We start from the raw sequence: 15,924 nt of genomic DNA on the forward strand, positions 1-15,924 counted from the left end.
AGAGAGAAATATCATGGCAAGTTTGAAAAGTGCCCGGTTCGGCTTCCCGCTGCTGGCAGCGGGGCAGGCGCATAAGGAACTGTTTCACAATGAGGCGCTCGCCCGGATCGACTTTCTCATTCACCCGACCGTGCAGGCGGTCGAGAGCGATCCCGCGAACATTGTTCCGACGCCCGGCCAGTCATGGCTTGTCGCGCCGGGCGCTGTGGACGACTGGCAGGACCATGATGACGATATCGCCGGGTGGACGGGAAACGGCTGGCTGTTCATCACCCCGGTGCCCCTGATGCGAGTCTATGTCACATCGAGCGAAAATTTTGTCGTTTATCGGGGAGGCTGGGAATCGCCGGAAGCCGTTGCCCGTCCGGAAGCAGGTGCCATGGTCGACAGCGAAGCGCGTTCGGCAATCGATTCGATTCTGGCGGCTCTGGTGGCGCAGGGAATTCTGCCGACTGGCCCGTGAAAGCGACTCTTCCGCGCCACTGGCGGACGGATTTTCGCTATCCCACCGAGATTAAGGTCTATTTTTTAGCTTAAATACTGAAAATGGCGACATTTTCGCAACAGTTATGCAATTTGGCTGCTTGCACTGGCAAGATCAAGCGGGTAGAAAGCGGCGTGAATTTAGAACCTAATTGAGAAGGGGAATATAAATGCGGAAGCTTGCCTTAGGAATGGCGCTTGCCTCCACAGCGCTCGCTACACCTGCCCTGGCCCGTGATGGCCAGTGGTATGTCGGTGTCGAGGGCGGTGCGATGATTGTCGAAGACGTTGACCTGGATATCGCTGGTATCACAGATACTGCCAGCATCGATCACGACACAGGATATGATTTCGACGGAATAGTCGGTTATGATTTCGGATCATTCCGTCTTGAAGCTGAAGTTGGCTACAAACAGGCTAGCTCTGGTGACCTTATCGGTACGACCCCGGTTCTCGGCGGCGCGTTCATTCCTGGTCTCGGAAATTCCGGAAACGCCGGATATTTCATTGACACAAACGGCGACGTCAATGCGCTCAGCTTCATGCTGAACGGTCTGGTTGACTTCGGTCCTGATGACGGACTTCAGGGCTTTGTAGGCGGCGGCGTTGGTGTTGCTCGTACAGAACTCACCAACATTATTGCAACGCCATGGCTTGACGATTCCGATACCGGTTTCGCATGGCAGGCAATTGCCGGTGTCCGCGCTCCGCTCAGCGACAGCTGGGACGTTGGCCTGAAATATCGCTATTTCAACACAACCGGTGTTGATCTTGTCGATTCGCTCGGTCGTGATGTTTCAACCGATGTTTCGAGCCACTCGATCCTCGGTAGCTTGATCTACAACTTTGGCGGCGAACCTGCGGCACCACCGCCACCACCGCCTCCGCCACCACCGCCACCACCGCCACCTCCACCGCCACCACCGCCACCACCACCGGCAGTATGTGCGCCTGGCCCTTACATTGTGTTCTTTGACTGGGATCAGTCGGATATCACTCCTGAAGCGGCTTCGGTTCTCGACAATGCGGTTACCGCATATGGTGATTGTGGTTCGGCTCAGGTCATGCTGGCTGGTCACGCTGACAAATCTGGTTCTGCCAGCTACAACGTCGGCCTGTCCCAGCGTCGCAACGCGGCTGTTCGTGCGTATCTTGAATCGCGCGGCATCGGCAGCGGCGTTATCTCGAGCGAAGCCTTCGGTGAATCGCGTCCTCGCGTTGAAACCGCAGACGGCGTTCGTGAGCCTCAGAACCGTCGTGTTGAAGTTATGTACGGACCTGGTTCCGGCAACTAATAGCAACACTGCTACCAATATCGGAAAGGGCTGGTCTTCGGACCGGCCCTTTTTCGTTTCCGCTCTGGTAATGTCACGGGACGGGGGACTCCCCCATCCGCTCTGTTCTCCGGCAACCGGATTTCAACAGTCTGGAGTGATTTCGGATGAGCCGCTTCAAGCAGACCGAGATCTGATACCGCCGATGCTGGAGCAGATGCGATCTATCCGGTACCGGCTGGCGAAAAGGTGTTCGCGAACTGATGTAAGATCAGTCCGGTGAGGGGGAGGGCATCGGGTGCGAAAGCCGCTAGAGGTCTGCTTCAGACCGTCACAGGGATTTAGCCAAGCAGGCTTTCGAACAGGGCCAGTCCGTCGGTACCGCCATGTTTCTCGTCAATAGCCCGTTCCGGGTGCGGCATCATGCCCAGAACATTGCCCGCTTTGTTGATTATGCCGGCAATGTTGCGCGAAGACCCGTTGATGTCGCCGCGATAGCGGAACAGCACCTGGTTCTCGCTTTCCAGCCGGTCCAGTGTTTCCTCATCGGCAAAGAAATTGCCGTCATGATGGGCGACGGGGATCGAAATGGGGGTTTGCCTGTCATAGCTGGACGTGAAAATTGTGTCTGTGTTGATAACGTCCAGATCGGCGTCCTTGCAGACGAAATTGATGTTGCTGTTGCGCATCAGCGCACCCGGCAAAAGCCCCGTTTCGGTAAGAATCTGAAAACCGTTGCACACGCCCAGAACCTTCACGCCGCGTTCGGCTGCCTCGATTACCGGCTTGATGATATGGGATCGCGAAGCCATCGCTCCCGATCGCAGATAATCACCGTAGGAAAAGCCGCCGGGAACCGCGATGACATCCAGCCCTGCCGGAAGCTCGCTGTCTCCATGCCAGACCATGTGGGGCTTTTGCCCCGTCACTGTCTCCAGCGCGACGGCCATATCGCGATCGCAGTTGGAACCGGGGAAGACGATCACTGCAGATTGCATCAGGAAACGGTCTCCGCCACGGATTCCGGCATCTCGATATCGTAATTTTCGATAACGGTGTTGGCGAGCAGCTTGTCGCACATTTTCTCGATCTCTGCACGGCTGACGGTCGGATCCAGGTCGAGCTCGATCAGCTTGCCGGCGCGCACATCGTTGACGCCGGAGAAATCCAGACTATCCAGCGCATGATGGATGGCCTTGCCCTGAGGGTCCAATACGCCCGGTTTCAGCGTAACAAATATTCTGACTTTCATCCTGCGCCCTCGCGTTTTGTCGGCATCAACACCGCCATGCTATAGCGTCAAGATTAGCCGGGGCAAGAGCTAGAAGGACAATTGGAAAGGGCGAAAGCCCGATTGCCGCGTTATCCCGTCAGAAATAACGGGCAAATTTGAAGTTCACGCGGTGACGGCTCATTTCATACAGATCATAATTGCTGTCCACCCGCGAATAGACATAGTCGACGGAGGGAGAAAATCCGAGAAACTTGATTTTGCGGCTGCCCATATAGGCCCGGGCGAATCCGCGCCAGTCTTCCCGTTTCTCGGTGGAATAGAGCAGCAGGGGCGCGTCAAATGCCGACCGGCTGACGCTCGCGGCAACCCCGGCGTTCAGGCCGAGCGGCAGTTCGCCGCCCAGACCCAGATTGACACCATAGTTGAAGCTGGAGAAACCCTCTGCGTTGAGCAGATCGCGGCGGGCGAAAACGCTGGCCGAGGCGATCAGCGACTTGCCGACAAGATGTTCATAGGTTGCGTTCGCGCCGAGCTGCCAGCCGCTATAGGAATCGCTGATCTGAGATTCGGTGCGCCGTGCGTCTAGTTCCACGCCCAGTCTCTGTCCCTCGCTGAGCGCCTGTTGATAGCCGAAGCGGCCACCATATTCGCGGGTTGCGAGCCGTCCGCCATACCAGCGTTGCAGCCCGACCGCCTGCAGCGAGACGCTGCTATAACGGGCTACCCGCAGTTCCGGACCGGCGGCAACCTGAATGACGATATCGTCTGCTGCCTTGCCCTTGTAATTGACGATCTTGCTGTCAGCATCGAACAATAGCGCCATCCGGTCGCTGGTCTTTATGCGAATGCCGCCCGAAAAACCTGCGGTCTGGCCGATGCCGGAACGCTCGCGCGCGCTGTCGTCAAGCTGTAGCGGCAATTTGATCGGGCCGAAATTGATGTCGATGGATTCGGCATCGGTGGCACCGTTGATATTGGTGTCCGGGGCAAAGCCGAAATCAAAACTGAAGCGCCAGATTCGCTGGTCGCGCAAAATGCTGCGCGTATTGCGGATGGTCCTGGCGATCTCGTCCGGAAGATTCTCGTCATTCTGCGCAAGGCGGAAATGATAATCCGCGCTCGCTTCCTTGCCGGTCAGCAAATAGGCTCTGGCCAGTTCCAGCCGCACCCGCGTTTGCCCGGGATTCTCGTCGAGGATCGAGCGGAATTTCCTGATTGCACCTTTGATGTCGCCCGTCTCGATGGCGATATAGCCGGCCAGAAAGCGCTGCTGCATCTGCAACTCGGGGACCTGGCCCAGAGCATCGACCAAGGGCAAGGCCGCCTGATAATTTTTCTGCTGAACCAGAGATTCTGCTTGGGCCAGAAGCTGTTGCGGTGTCACGCGAAGGTTGCATTGACCGGCAGTATTGCAAGTCCGTCCGATATCGGACGCGATCTCGACTGCCCCGTCGGCTGCTATGACCATTGGGGATGCAGCCCGGGCTTCGCCGAAACCTGCGATTGCCACGCAGGACAATGCCGCGGTTTTGACGATAGTGGCGGAATGACGCATGCTCGCCTCTAGGGCTGTTTGCCGACAAATGTTCCCAGAATATCGATCCGCTCATCCGGCGTTCCGCCCACGATCCGATATCCGCCTCCCAGTTCTTCAGCATCCGGGCCGTAGAAGGCGCCGTTGATGCTGGAACCGGCAATCACGAGATCGAGCCTCGAATTGTTCGGATTGACAAACCAGGCCTCGTTAAACTGGCCGAAGAAACCGCCTGCGGTCACCAGATTGATGTCGCCGCCGCCATTGGCGAAGAATCTGGCGCCCTCCAGCACGCTATGTTGACCGCTGGTACCGTCGAACATCGGTGCACCGACCGAACCGTCGAGGGACAACGAGAAGGTATTTGCTCCGAAATCGACGCTCGTCGTCGCATTGCCCGCGATCCACTGCATATAGGTGTCGAAATTGCCCGTGGTGTCCGGCTGGTCGTTGAATACCATGCTGGCCAGCATGGTACCGTTGAAGGTGCCGGTCCCGCTGGTGGGTACGGCATCATTGGATGTTATTTCTCCATAGGCAAAAGCCCCTCTTTCGAGCGTGCTGACCTGCGTGGTCAGGCCGGTATCACCGTCGTAGCTTACCGATGCCTGGTTTCTCAGATATCCCGCAAATGTCACATATTGCGTGTCGGTTCCCGGGAGCTGGTAGAAGAATGTGGTCGAATCGTAGCTGCCGCCCTGCGTCTGGTCGATCAGATCGAACAGAAATTCTGCGGGCGCCCCAACCACCGGTCGCGCCTGGCTGACATTGTTGGAAGAGCCGGATTCCAGATACTGGACGCCGGGAATATTCCACATGTTCGATCCCAGATCGGGCGTGCCGACCTGTGGTTCGACAGCGCCGCCGAAATCTGTCCGGTGCAGCGGGTCCTGAAAACGGCTGGCGCCGGATGTTCCGGCCAGTCCGTTGGTAAAGCTGACGTTGAAGATCGCGTCGCGGGGATCATAGGCGATAGTCAGGTTCGAATTGCGAACCGTGGTGGCATCACCTTGATATAATTGGCTGATTTGACTGGTTTGACGCACTGAACGCTGCTGGCCGACGCTGCCCGGGTCCTGCACGGTTGACTGGTAGCTGTGCGATGACCCCACTGCGGTATAGGTCTTTGCTTCGGTTGGGTCGACGAATGTATGCTCCGTCGTGCCACCGGTTCCTCCTCCTCCTGAGCCGCCGGTTGGAGGTGCGCTACTGCCGGCGGATTGGGGGCCGGCACCGCCGCAGGCGGCGAGCATCGTTGTACTGGCGAGCAAAATCAAAAGGCGCATCGGAATATTTCCTCACATGGGTTCCACATGAGGTCCGTGCTATCAGCACATTGGTTAATTTGGCGTAAACCATCCCGGCATTCGGTTGGCCATCAAAACGAAGGCCGGTTTGTCCTGATGTTCACTGATGCCGTGGTAAAAGCTATTTCCCGCGTTTCTTCCGCTCGCTGTTCAGGTCGGTCACTTCACTGACGCCTTCGGGGAACAGTCCGAGACGGCGGGCAACTTCCTGATAAGCCTCGGCTTCTCCGCCCATGTCGCGGCGGAAACGATCCTTGTCGAGCTTCTCGTTGGTCTTGAGGTCCCACAGACGGCAGCCGTCCGGACTGATTTCGTCGGCGAGGATGATCCGGGAAAAATCGCCTTCGAAAATCCGTCCGAACTCAAGCTTGAAATCGACAAGCTTGATGCCGATCCCGGCGAACATGCCGGCCATGAAGTCGTTGATCCGGATCGCCATGGCGGAGATATCCTGCATTTCTTCCTGGCTCGCCCAGCCGAAGCAGGCGATATGCTCTTCGGCAACCAGCGGATCGCCGAGCGCGTCATCCTTGTAGCAATATTCCAGCAATGTGTGCGGAAGCGGCGTGCCTTCTTCGATACCCAGGCGCTTGGACAGAGAGCCGGCGGCGACATTGCGGACGATCACTTCGATCGGCACAATCTCGACCTGCTTGACGAGCTGCTCGCGCATATTGAGGCGGCGGATGAAATGGCTCGGGATACCGATGTGGCCGAGCAGGGTGAAAATATGCTCGCTGATCCGGTTGTTGATCACGCCCTTGCCGTTGATCGTACCCTTTTTCTCGGCATTGAAAGCCGTAGCATCGTCCTTGAAATATTGGATGATGGTGCCGGGTTCCGGACCTTCGTAAAGAATCTTGGCCTTACCTTCGTAAATCTGGCGACGACGGGACATTGCTGGGTTCCACTTCGCAAAGAGAGCGACAAAAAATCATGCCCCGGAAAACCGAATCGTGCGATTTCGATTGAACCGGGGCGTTAAACCCCACCTATATGCCAAACTGAATGGCGGCGCAATCAATCGTCCGATGATGCGGCGACTTCAATCCGATGCCCCCAGAATGTGCGGTCCGGTGCCTTGAATCTGCGACGCAGGTAAATCCCCAAGCACAAAACCAATATCCAGGGCAGGGTGACTGCAAGGAATGTGATCGCGGCACCGATCGAAGAACCGAGTGTCGAGGCGATACCGGTGAAAGCTTCTCGAATTGGCCTTGAGAAACCGCCAGAACCTGGCGCCGCGGACTGGTAGTTGATCAAGATCTTGCTGAATGCCACGCGTCCGCGCATTTCCTTCAGCCAACCGCGGGCCTGATCGATTTCCTCATTGACCTGCGTAACCGCGCGCTCGGCTTCCACGAGTTCCGCCACGCTCCCTTTCTTGGTCCGGAGCAGTTCGGTCAGGCGCTGCGACAATAAACTCCGGCTTCGGAGCCGTGCTTCCGTGTCGACAATCCGCTTGGAAAGATCTTCGCCGCTTATCGATGTCGCAATCTGGCTCCCGCCGTTGCTGTCGACCGCTTTGGCGAGCTGCTCGCCAAAGGCACGCGCTTGTGGCGCCGCAACTTCGATATTCAGCATGCCCGTGGCATAATCACCTTCTCCGCCACTATTGTCCATATTCAGGACGCGGCAGATTTCCGGGCCGCGTTTTTCGCACAATTCGACATGTGCCCGTTGCATCTTTGCAATTTCCGAGGCTGGAAGGCGAAAGCCATATTGATAGCTATAGGCAATCTGTGGAACTGAAACCGGGATGTCGCCAGCCTCCCCGGTGCTGGTGGCGCTTCCCGATTCCCGAACAGGGGGCTCTTCGGCAGAATAGGCGTCTGTCGATTCTTCGGCCAACTGGAGTTCTGTGCCGGATTCACTGCCGTTGCTGCATGCGGTTAAGGCAAACGCCATGGTGATGGCAAATAGTGAACAACGCATGGGTCTGGTTCCTCTTCCCGCGGATGACTCCGACGCTAATGTGATGCTGTTACGTCGTCAACGATGCGTCCTGGGTTGTACAGGTTGATCCGCAGGTGAATCATGGGCCTTGTCCGGGACAATATAGGCGCGGTGACTTGAAGTTGGACCGTGGAAACCGCGTCTCGCACTGCCGGGACCAATTTCCCACTACCAAGCATGAATCCACCCTGCTATCGCTGCGAGCATGAGTGATGTAACCGATGCCCCGCCCGAAGAGCCCGAAGATGAATTTGATGCGATCGTCGAGGCGCCCTTCGATGCGGCGCTTTCCGAACGCTATCTGATTTACGCGATGTCGACGATCACCGCGCGGTCGCTGCCGGATTTGCGCGACGGCCTGAAGCCGGTGCACCGGCGCCTATTGTGGGCGATGCGGCTGCTCAAGCTCGACCCGTCGCAGGGCTACAAGAAATGTGCCCGGGTGGTCGGCGATGTGATCGGCAAATATCACCCGCACGGTGACCAGTCGGTCTATGATGCGATGGTCCGTCTCGCCCAGACTTTCTCGCTGCGCTATCCTTTGGTCGACGGGCAGGGCAATTTCGGCAATATCGATGGCGATAATGCAGCGGCCTATCGGTATACCGAAGCCCGGCTGACCCGCACGGCGATCGAGCTGATGCACGGGCTTGACGAAGGCACGGTCGATTTCAAACCCACCTATAATGGCGAGGACGAAGAGCCCGAGGTGATGCCCGGCCTGTTCCCGAACCTGCTCGCCAATGGCGCCAGCGGAATTGCCGTGGGCATGGCAACCAGCATTCCTTCACATAATGTGCACGAGATTATCGATGCGGTGACCTTGCTGATCGATAGCCCCAAGGCCGAACATGCCGAGATCATGGAGATTATCAAGGGACCCGATCTCGCCACCGGCGGGACGCTGGTCGACCCGAAATCGGTGATCGATGCGGCCTATGAAAGCGGCCGCGGCGCGATGCGGGTGCGCTGCAAATGGGAGAAGGAAGACGCCGAGGGGCGCGGTGCGTGGCAGATTGTCGTCACCGAAATTCCCTATCAGGTGCAAAAGGGCAAGCTGATCGAACAGATTGCCCAGATCATTGCCGACAAGAAGCTGCCGATCCTGGCCGATATCCGGGATGAATCCGACGAAGAGGTGCGGATCGTTCTGGAACCCAAGAGCCGTGCCGTTGATCCCGAGGATCTGATGAACGCGCTGTTCCGGATGTCCGATCTGGAAAATCGATTCTCGCTCAACATGAACGTGCTCGACAAGGACCGGGTGCCCAAGGTGATGGGTATCAGCGAAGTGCTGAAACAATGGATCATTCACCAGATCGAGGTGCTGGTCCGCCGTTCGCAGCACCGGCTCGAAAAAATCGATGCCCGGCTGGAACTGCTTGAAGGCTATATCATTGCCTATCTCAATCTCGACCGCGTGATCGAGATTATCCGCAATCACGATGAACCCAAGCCGATGCTGATGGACGAGTTCAAGCTGACCGACCGCCAGGCCGAAGCGATCCTCAACATGCGGTTGCGGTCCTTGCGCAAGCTGGAAGAAATGGAATTGCGGAACGAGCGCGACAAGCTGCTCGAGGAACGTGACGGGCTGGAAAAGCTGATCGAAAGTCCGGCCCGGCAGAAGACGAGGCTGAAGAAGGACCTTGCCGAATTGCGCAAGCTCTATGCCGAGGATACCGAACTCGGCAAGCGGCGGACGATGCTGATCGAGGCTGCGCCGGCACGGGAAATCTCGCTCGAAGCCTTTATCGAAAAGGAACCGGTCACGGTGATCATGTCGCAGCGCGGCTGGATCAAGGCGATGAAGGGGCATGCCGATCTGTCGCAACCGGACAGCTTCAAGTTCAAGGAAGGCGACGGACCGAAATTTGCCTTCCACGCGCAGACTACCGACAAGCTGCTGATGTGCTGTGACAATGGGCGTTTTTACACGATCGGTGCGGACAAGCTTCCCGGTGCACGCGGTTTTGGCGAACCGGTCGGATCGATGGTCGATCTCGAGCCAGGCGCAGAACCGATTGCGCTGATGGTTGCGGACATGAAAGCCAAGCTTTTGCTGGCCTCAACCTGGGGGCGCGGATTCGTCGCCAATATCGCCGATGTCGTCGCGGAAACGAAGAAGGGCCGGCAGGTCGCCAATCTGAAGGGCGATGCACGCCTGCTCGTGGTCCGCCCGGTGCCGGAAAATGCCGATCATGTTGCGGCAATCGGAGAAAACCGCAAGCTGGTGGTCTTCTCGCTGTCCGAAATGCCGGAAATGGCCCGGGGGCAGGGTGTCATGCTGCAACGTTACAAGGATGGCGGGCTATCCGATGCGACCGTGTTCCGGCTGGAAGACGGTTTGAGCTGGGCAATGGGTGGCGAGTCGGGCCGAACCCGGACTGAAAATGATCTGACCATGTGGCGGGTTGCACGCGGGGCGGCCGGCCGCTTGCCGCCGACAGGTTTTCCCAAGAGCGGAAAATTTGATTGAGCCAGTCGTCCGGCCGGAATCAGCTTTCCGGCGTGTGGATGGTCTCAAGAGGCCGTAAAGTGACAGTGAATATTTGTATTTTACATTAAAATACAAATATTTGAATTTATATTATGGTTCTGCATGGTTCGTTCATGCAATATATGTCCCAAAGCAGGGCTGCTCTCCGGCCATCCATGCTAAATGGTTGACTTGGTAGAGCAAAACAATGCAAGTGGTGCCGGTCTGAATCCGGTATCACATGAAACGCAGGAAAAATTGTTTAAGACGATGAGCAGTGAAACCGAAGACTTGCGAGAATGGATCGAGCAGCTCGAGCAGATTTTGTCGCAATTGGACTCGATTCAGGCAAGCATTGCTGCCATCCATGTCGATATTGCGATCAGCGAACTGTGCGAGCTCGCGGATATTGAACGGACCGACGGAACGATCAAGGCTGCCTAGAGATCTGGCGGCAGAGTCTTCAGATAGATCTGAACGCCTGACCGACTTTCTGCAATATATCGCGACTCAGGGCGTTGCCCGCCGCGGTTGGCCGTACCGGTGATTGTGCCCGGTCTTCAGTAGCATCAGGTTCTTCGATCAGCCCGGCATCGATCATATATGCGACATATCGCGACAGGATCGTGCTTTTTACTTCAAGTCTGGCCGCAAGATCGATTTCGTTCACCAGCATCTCGTCATCCGCTGCCACGACCAGTTCGAGCAATATGTGCCAGGAGATATCGTCGATTTGAAGCGGGCTGTCGCGCATTTGATCGACAACAATGGCCCGACTTCTCAGCAAAAGCGCAGCGGTCCTGACCGGGTCAATATTCTTGCCGCGCTCCGGTTCGATTTCAGCCGCCGGCCCTCTGGCCTGGGTCAGGGCAATATCAGCGGAATCGTCGGGTTCGGCACTCACAGAAATTATATCTTTGTACTCACGCATATTCACACCTGTCACTCACTCGACTTTCGAGCGCGTATCGACCGATCGGTCGGTAGTCAATCAGGAATAGCGCTAATTCGGGAATAATAGCTCCGGATATGCTCATAAATTATGACGGGCATTGTATAAATTTACTTCCCTTGATGCTGCTGGTATGGGCGCCTGATGAGTACCAGAATGGCGATCATGGACATAGCCTCCGAGGCCGTCCGAAAGCGGGGATATAACGGCGTTAGCCTGGATCAGATCGCTCGTGACGTGGGTATCAGGAAATCGAGCATATATTATCATTTCGCCTCGAAGTCGGAGTTGATCGCCGCAATATTCAGATGTTTCTCCGATCGGATATATGCATTTCTGGAAGAGACCGCCGCTGGGGGAGGCTGCGCGGGCGATCGTTTATCGGCCTATATTGCCGAAACGGGGACGTTCACCGAAGGGGGCAAGTCCATTTGCATGTCGATCGCGCTCAACATTGATCGTGATAACCTGCAGAGCGAGATCGTCGATGACCTTTTGACCTTTCATGACGCCAATATAGCGTGGTTGACCCAGACATTCGAACTTGGTCTCAAGGATGGCAGCATTGCCGATATCGGAGATCCCCTGGAAGAAGCGAATGCCTGCCTCGCGCTTGTTGATGGGGCCCAGTTGATGGCCCGGGCTCACCAGGATCCCGAATTTTACGATCAGGCTACATTGTTGCTGCGATCCAGGATTTCCGTATCCGGCGGGGATGATGTCGCGCGCTAGATAATCGCACAAGGCCATTCCGGCTTCCAATTCGTCCCGACAGCAAAAGCTGTTTGCGCAAACCCCGCCGACCCCTTAGCCTGTCCGGAAAGAAAATAGGGGGAGGCCAGCATGTCCGACAACGATCCGGAAAAGCCCGAAAGAGACGGGGCAACCAGCGAAGTCGAAAAAGCCTATTGGGCGCAAAATATCAGGCTGCTCTGGACGCTGATGACGATCTGGTTCGTCGTTTCCTTTGGTGCGGGCATTCTTTTCCGCGATTTTCTCGATCAATTTGCACTCGGCGGTTACCCGCTTGGCTTCTGGTTCGCTCAGCAGGGTGCGATCTATTTCTTCATCCTGCTGATCGTCTTTTACAGCATCCGGATGAAGCAGATCGAACGCCAATATGATCTTGATGACTGAGCGCGACTGATGGCAACCCAGACACTTATATATATTTTCGTCGGCCTGTCCTTTGCTCTTTATATCGGTATAGCGATTGCCTCGCGGGCAGGCTCCACCAGCGAGTTCTACGTTGCCGGTGGCGGTGTCAATCCGGTGGTCAACGGCATGGCGACGGCAGCTGACTGGATGTCGGCAGCGAGCTTTATCTCGATGGCCGGGATCATCGCCTTTTCCGGCTATGACGGATCGGTCTATCTGATGGGCTGGACCGGCGGCTATGTCATGCTGGCGCTGCTGCTGGCGCCCTATCTGCGGAAATTCGGCCAGTTTACGGTGCCGGACTTTATCGGTACGCGTTACTATTCGAAAGCGGCCCGGGTGGTCGCGGTGATCTGTCTGATCTTCATCAGCTTCACCTATATCGCCGGGCAGATGCGCGGGGTCGGCATCGTCTTCTCCCGCTTTCTCGATGTGCCGATCACGCTGGGCGTGATCATCGGCATGGCGATTGTCTTTGTCTATGCCGTGCTCGGCGGGATGAAGGGCATCACCTATACGCAGGTCGCGCAATATTGCGTGCTGATCTTTGCCTATATGGTGCCCGCTTTTTTCATCAGCTTCCTGATCACCGGCAATCCGGTGCCGCAACTGGGCCTGGGGTCGACGGTCGATGACGGTTCCGGGCTCTATGTGCTGCAGAAGCTGGATCTGGTGCTGCAGGACATGGGCTTCGCCGCCTATACCGACGGCAGCAAGTCGATGATTGACGTCTTTTGCATCACTGCTGCCCTGATGATCGGGACCGCCGGCCTGCCGCATGTGATTGTGCGCTTCTTCACCGTGCCCAAGGCGTCTGACGCGCGCCGGTCGGCTGGCTGGGCTCTGGTTTTCATTGCCCTGCTCTATACCACCGCGCCAGCGGTCGGGGCCTTTGCCCGGCTCAACTTCATCGATAGCGTGCAGGATACCGACTATGCCGAAGCGCCGGCCTGGTTCAAGAACTGGGAGAGCAACGACCTGATCGCCTGGCGCGACAAGAATGGCGATGGCAAGATGCAGCTCGGCAAGGGCGATCCGTTTCAGGGCGCGCCGTTATTTGCGGAAGCTACGGGTGCCAGCGGTGAGCGGCTGGTCTCCAACCAGGCGGCGGACGACAACCCGAACGAGGTCTATGTCGACCGCGATATCATGGTGCTGGCCAATCCGGAGATCGCCAATCTGCCCGGCTGGGTGATTGCACTGGTTGCCGCGGGCGGTCTCGCGGCAGCGCTGTCGACGGCGGCGGGGCTGTTGCTGGTGATCAGTTCGTCGATCAGCCATGACCTGCTGAAAAGCACCTTCCGGCCGCAGATTACCGAGAAGGGCGAGCTGCTCGCCGCCCGGATGGCGGCCACCGCCGCGATTGTCGTCGCCGGCTATCTCGGCATCTATCCGCCCGGCTGGGTCGCGCAGGTGGTTGCCTTTGCCTTCGGCCTGGCCGCCGCCTCGCTATTTCCGGCTATCTTCATGGGGATTTTTTCCAAACGGATGAACCGCGAGGGCGCGATTGCAGGAATGGTATCGGGGCTCAGCTTCACCTTCCTCTATATCGGCTGGTTCAAGCTCTGGTCGCCCGAAAGCAATGTCGCGGCGAACTGGCTGTTCGGAATCTCGCCCGAGGGCATTGGCGTGATCGGAATGCTGCTGAATTTCGCGGTGGCGATTGCGGTCGCGCGGTTCACCAGCGCGCCGCCGAAGGAGATCGGCTGGCTGGTCGACAAGATCCGGGTGCCGCGGGGCTAGTGTTATTGCCCGCTGCGGGTGTTCCCCCAGGTGCCAGGCAGTCGACGGGCAGATTTGGCGGAACCCGGAGGAAGCGGCTTGTGGAATGGGGCAAACTTTGTGATAAGCCAGCCCAAGGGGCGCTATACGGGGGTAATCGATGGTCTGCACATCTTGCGGCACTGAAGTTCGAGCGGGAGATAGCTATTGCGCCAATTGTGGCGCCGCGTTGCAAGCCGACGCGGACGCCGGACCGTCAGGGGAAAGCGGCAAGGCCCGCGGACCGGGTCTTGCGTCGGGTGGCCTGATCCTCATCCGTTCGATATTCACGATGCCGATCAAGACCGCAAATCTGGCAGCGCACGAACTCCGCAAGATCGCGAAAACGGGCGCAATCGATTCCGATCGAGACTTCCCGCACCTGTTCTGGTGCAAGGCGATGCTGCCGGTCGTCGCAACTTTCCTGTCGGCCCTGGTATTGCTCGGTACGCTTGGACTGGCCGTCGCCCAGGCAGGAATTGCAGGTTTTTTCATCGGCATCTTTGCTGCAACCCTTGCCGCAATCACAGCCGACTGGTTCATCATGATTGTCGGAGAATATCTGATGATAAAAGTCGTCAGCGCTCGCTATTACTTGCAGCATATCGAGGAATATGAAGAGGAAAATGAGCGGCACTGACCGCTTCAATGCCGTTTCTGACCGATTGCCTTGAATCAGTCCGGCATTCCCGTTTCTGTCGAGCCAGTGGTTTGCAGAGGCGTTTTACCGCTTCTTGGCGATTTTCAGCTTGTCCTGCTTGGCCCTCGTCTTGATCGATTCCTCACTGCGGGTCAGCGCCTTGGATATGGCCTTGAGAGTCATGCCCTTTTTGGCAAAGGCGTGCAGTTTCTGCACTTCTTCGCTGGTCCAGGGCTGTTTGTGGCGCTCGAAACGGTCTTTCATGGCTTGTGGCTTAGCAGATATTGCGGATGATGCACTCTATTAGGACGCTGGCCGTCGCTTGCGGTCAGGCCGCTGGCGACAGCGGGCTTTGCACAGCGCCATTTGTCCGCTAGCCAGCAGCCCATATTTGTACACGGAGACTTCCATGCAGTTTGACGACGTAATCCTCGGCCGGCGCAGTATACGGGGCTACAAGCCGGACCCTGTTCCGCAGGAACTCATCGAGGAGATATTGGGACTGGCGATGCGCGCGCCATCCTCGATGAACACGCAGCCCTATAATTTTTACGTCATCACCGGCGAACCGCTGGAGAAAATCCGCGCCGGCAACACCGAGCGGATGCTGGCCGGGGTGCCGCAGTCGCGCGAGTTCCGAACCGGAGAGGCCTTTGCAGGCGCGCATCGCGAGCGGCAGATCGGCGTAGCCAAGCAGCTTTTCGGCGCGATGGGAATTGAACGGGATGACAAGGAAGCGCGGCAGGACTGGGTGATGCGCGGCTTCCGCCAGTTTGACGCGCCGGTCTGCGTGATCATTACCTATGACAAGGTGCTCGACGGCAGCGACGATACACCTTTTGACTGCGGCGCGGTGGCAACGGCCCTGGTCAACGCGGCCTGGTCGCGGGGACTGGGCACGGTGATCAACAGCCAGGGCATCATGCAATCGCCGGTGGTGCGCGAACATGCCGGCATTGCCGAGGATCAGGTGATCATGAAGAGCATCGCGCTCGGCTGGCCAGACGATAGCTTTCCGGCCAATGCGGTGGTGTCGGAACGCAAGCCGGTGGAAGAGGCGGCTGTGTTCGTGGGGTTTGACGGGTAGGCTTGTGCGCCGCACTTGATGCGGAGCCCTGCGCTACCCGCACCCGTTCTTGCCTCCAG

17 protein-coding genes are annotated in these 15,924 nt (G+C 57.5%); 9 read left to right on the plus strand and 8 right to left on the minus strand.

The window, feature by feature from the left end; all coding sequences use genetic code 11:
• Positions 1-13: 13 nt before the first annotated feature.
• Both SPHFLASMR4Y_RS13950 and SPHFLASMR4Y_RS13955 read left to right on the plus strand, forming a co-directional pair.
• Entirely contained in the window at positions 14-463 is a 450-nt protein-coding gene (locus SPHFLASMR4Y_RS13950) for a DUF2793 domain-containing protein (RefSeq protein WP_186265948.1), read from the plus strand.
• Between the two features lie 190 nt (positions 464-653).
• Entirely contained in the window at positions 654-1,778 is a 1,125-nt protein-coding gene (locus tag SPHFLASMR4Y_RS13955; RefSeq protein ID WP_089134083.1) for an OmpA family protein, read from the plus strand.
• Between the two features lie 320 nt (positions 1,779-2,098).
• On the opposite strand, the gene purQ is transcribed toward SPHFLASMR4Y_RS13955, so the two are convergent.
• The 6 genes from purQ to SPHFLASMR4Y_RS13985 all read right to left on the minus strand — a co-directional run bounded on the left by purQ (position 2,099) and on the right by SPHFLASMR4Y_RS13985 (position 7,767).
• Positions 2,099-2,755: a phosphoribosylformylglycinamidine synthase subunit PurQ gene (gene purQ, locus SPHFLASMR4Y_RS13960; protein WP_089134084.1), complete on the minus strand. Its 657-nt coding sequence runs from the start codon at positions 2,753-2,755 to the stop codon at positions 2,099-2,101.
• Complete coding sequence (purS, locus tag SPHFLASMR4Y_RS13965; RefSeq protein WP_089134085.1) at positions 2,755-3,009, minus strand: phosphoribosylformylglycinamidine synthase subunit PurS; 255 nt, start codon at positions 3,007-3,009, stop codon at positions 2,755-2,757. Before purS ends, purQ begins: the two co-directional genes overlap by 1 nt.
• Before the next feature lie 118 nt (positions 3,010-3,127).
• Complete coding sequence (locus SPHFLASMR4Y_RS13970) at positions 3,128-4,546, minus strand: surface lipoprotein assembly modifier (protein WP_089134086.1); 1,419 nt, start codon at positions 4,544-4,546, stop codon at positions 3,128-3,130.
• A gap of 8 nt (positions 4,547-4,554) precedes the next feature.
• Positions 4,555-5,811, minus strand: a complete 1,257-nt coding sequence (locus SPHFLASMR4Y_RS17175; protein WP_089134087.1) for a transferrin-binding protein-like solute binding protein — start codon at positions 5,809-5,811, stop codon at positions 4,555-4,557.
• 142 nt (positions 5,812-5,953) lie between these two features.
• Positions 5,954-6,730 (minus strand): phosphoribosylaminoimidazolesuccinocarboxamide synthase, encoded by a 777-nt coding sequence (purC, locus tag SPHFLASMR4Y_RS13980; protein ID WP_089134088.1) that lies wholly within the window; start codon positions 6,728-6,730, stop codon positions 5,954-5,956.
• A gap of 122 nt (positions 6,731-6,852) precedes the next feature.
• Complete coding sequence (locus SPHFLASMR4Y_RS13985) at positions 6,853-7,767, minus strand: DUF4349 domain-containing protein (RefSeq protein WP_089134089.1); 915 nt, start codon at positions 7,765-7,767, stop codon at positions 6,853-6,855.
• A gap of 226 nt (positions 7,768-7,993) precedes the next feature.
• Between SPHFLASMR4Y_RS13985 and parC the strand changes: the two genes are divergently transcribed.
• The gene (parC, locus tag SPHFLASMR4Y_RS13990; protein WP_089134090.1) at positions 7,994-10,267 is read left to right on the plus strand and encodes a DNA topoisomerase IV subunit A; all 2,274 of its coding nucleotides are present in this window, start codon (positions 7,994-7,996) and stop codon (positions 10,265-10,267) included.
• A gap of 270 nt (positions 10,268-10,537) precedes the next feature.
• A complete protein-coding gene (locus tag SPHFLASMR4Y_RS17180; protein WP_186265949.1) occupies positions 10,538-10,711 on the plus strand; it encodes a hypothetical protein in 174 nt (57 codons plus the stop codon).
• A gap of 19 nt (positions 10,712-10,730) precedes the next feature.
• On the opposite strand, the gene SPHFLASMR4Y_RS14000 is transcribed toward SPHFLASMR4Y_RS17180, so the two are convergent.
• Complete coding sequence (locus SPHFLASMR4Y_RS14000; RefSeq protein ID WP_089134092.1) at positions 10,731-11,171, minus strand: hypothetical protein; 441 nt, start codon at positions 11,169-11,171, stop codon at positions 10,731-10,733.
• Between the two features lie 192 nt (positions 11,172-11,363).
• Here SPHFLASMR4Y_RS14000 and SPHFLASMR4Y_RS14005 point away from each other — a divergent pair, with 192 nt between their 5' ends.
• The 4 genes from SPHFLASMR4Y_RS14005 to SPHFLASMR4Y_RS14020 all read left to right on the plus strand — a co-directional run bounded on the left by SPHFLASMR4Y_RS14005 (position 11,364) and on the right by SPHFLASMR4Y_RS14020 (position 14,778).
• A complete protein-coding gene (locus SPHFLASMR4Y_RS14005; RefSeq protein WP_089134093.1) occupies positions 11,364-11,951 on the plus strand; it encodes a TetR/AcrR family transcriptional regulator in 588 nt (195 codons plus the stop codon).
• 111 nt (positions 11,952-12,062) lie between these two features.
• Entirely contained in the window at positions 12,063-12,356 is a 294-nt protein-coding gene (locus tag SPHFLASMR4Y_RS14010; RefSeq protein ID WP_089134094.1) for a DUF4212 domain-containing protein, read from the plus strand.
• Between the two features lie 9 nt (positions 12,357-12,365).
• Positions 12,366-14,120, plus strand: a complete 1,755-nt coding sequence (locus SPHFLASMR4Y_RS14015; protein ID WP_089134095.1) for a sodium:solute symporter family protein — start codon at positions 12,366-12,368, stop codon at positions 14,118-14,120.
• A gap of 139 nt (positions 14,121-14,259) precedes the next feature.
• Positions 14,260-14,778: a zinc ribbon domain-containing protein gene (locus tag SPHFLASMR4Y_RS14020; RefSeq protein WP_089134096.1), complete on the plus strand. Its 519-nt coding sequence runs from the start codon at positions 14,260-14,262 to the stop codon at positions 14,776-14,778.
• An 84-nt stretch (positions 14,779-14,862) separates the two neighbouring features.
• Here SPHFLASMR4Y_RS14020 and SPHFLASMR4Y_RS14025 read toward each other — a convergent pair whose 3' ends face one another.
• The gene (locus SPHFLASMR4Y_RS14025) at positions 14,863-15,042 is read right to left on the minus strand and encodes a hypothetical protein (protein WP_089134097.1); all 180 of its coding nucleotides are present in this window, start codon (positions 15,040-15,042) and stop codon (positions 14,863-14,865) included.
• A gap of 145 nt (positions 15,043-15,187) precedes the next feature.
• Here SPHFLASMR4Y_RS14025 and SPHFLASMR4Y_RS14030 point away from each other — a divergent pair, with 145 nt between their 5' ends.
• Positions 15,188-15,865, plus strand: a complete 678-nt coding sequence (locus SPHFLASMR4Y_RS14030; protein WP_089134098.1) for a nitroreductase — start codon at positions 15,188-15,190, stop codon at positions 15,863-15,865.
• The last annotated feature ends 59 nt before the right edge of the window (positions 15,866-15,924 follow it).

It is taken from the genome of Sphingorhabdus sp. SMR4y (assembly GCF_002218195.1).
Lineage (GTDB): Bacteria > Pseudomonadota > Alphaproteobacteria > Sphingomonadales > Sphingomonadaceae > Parasphingorhabdus.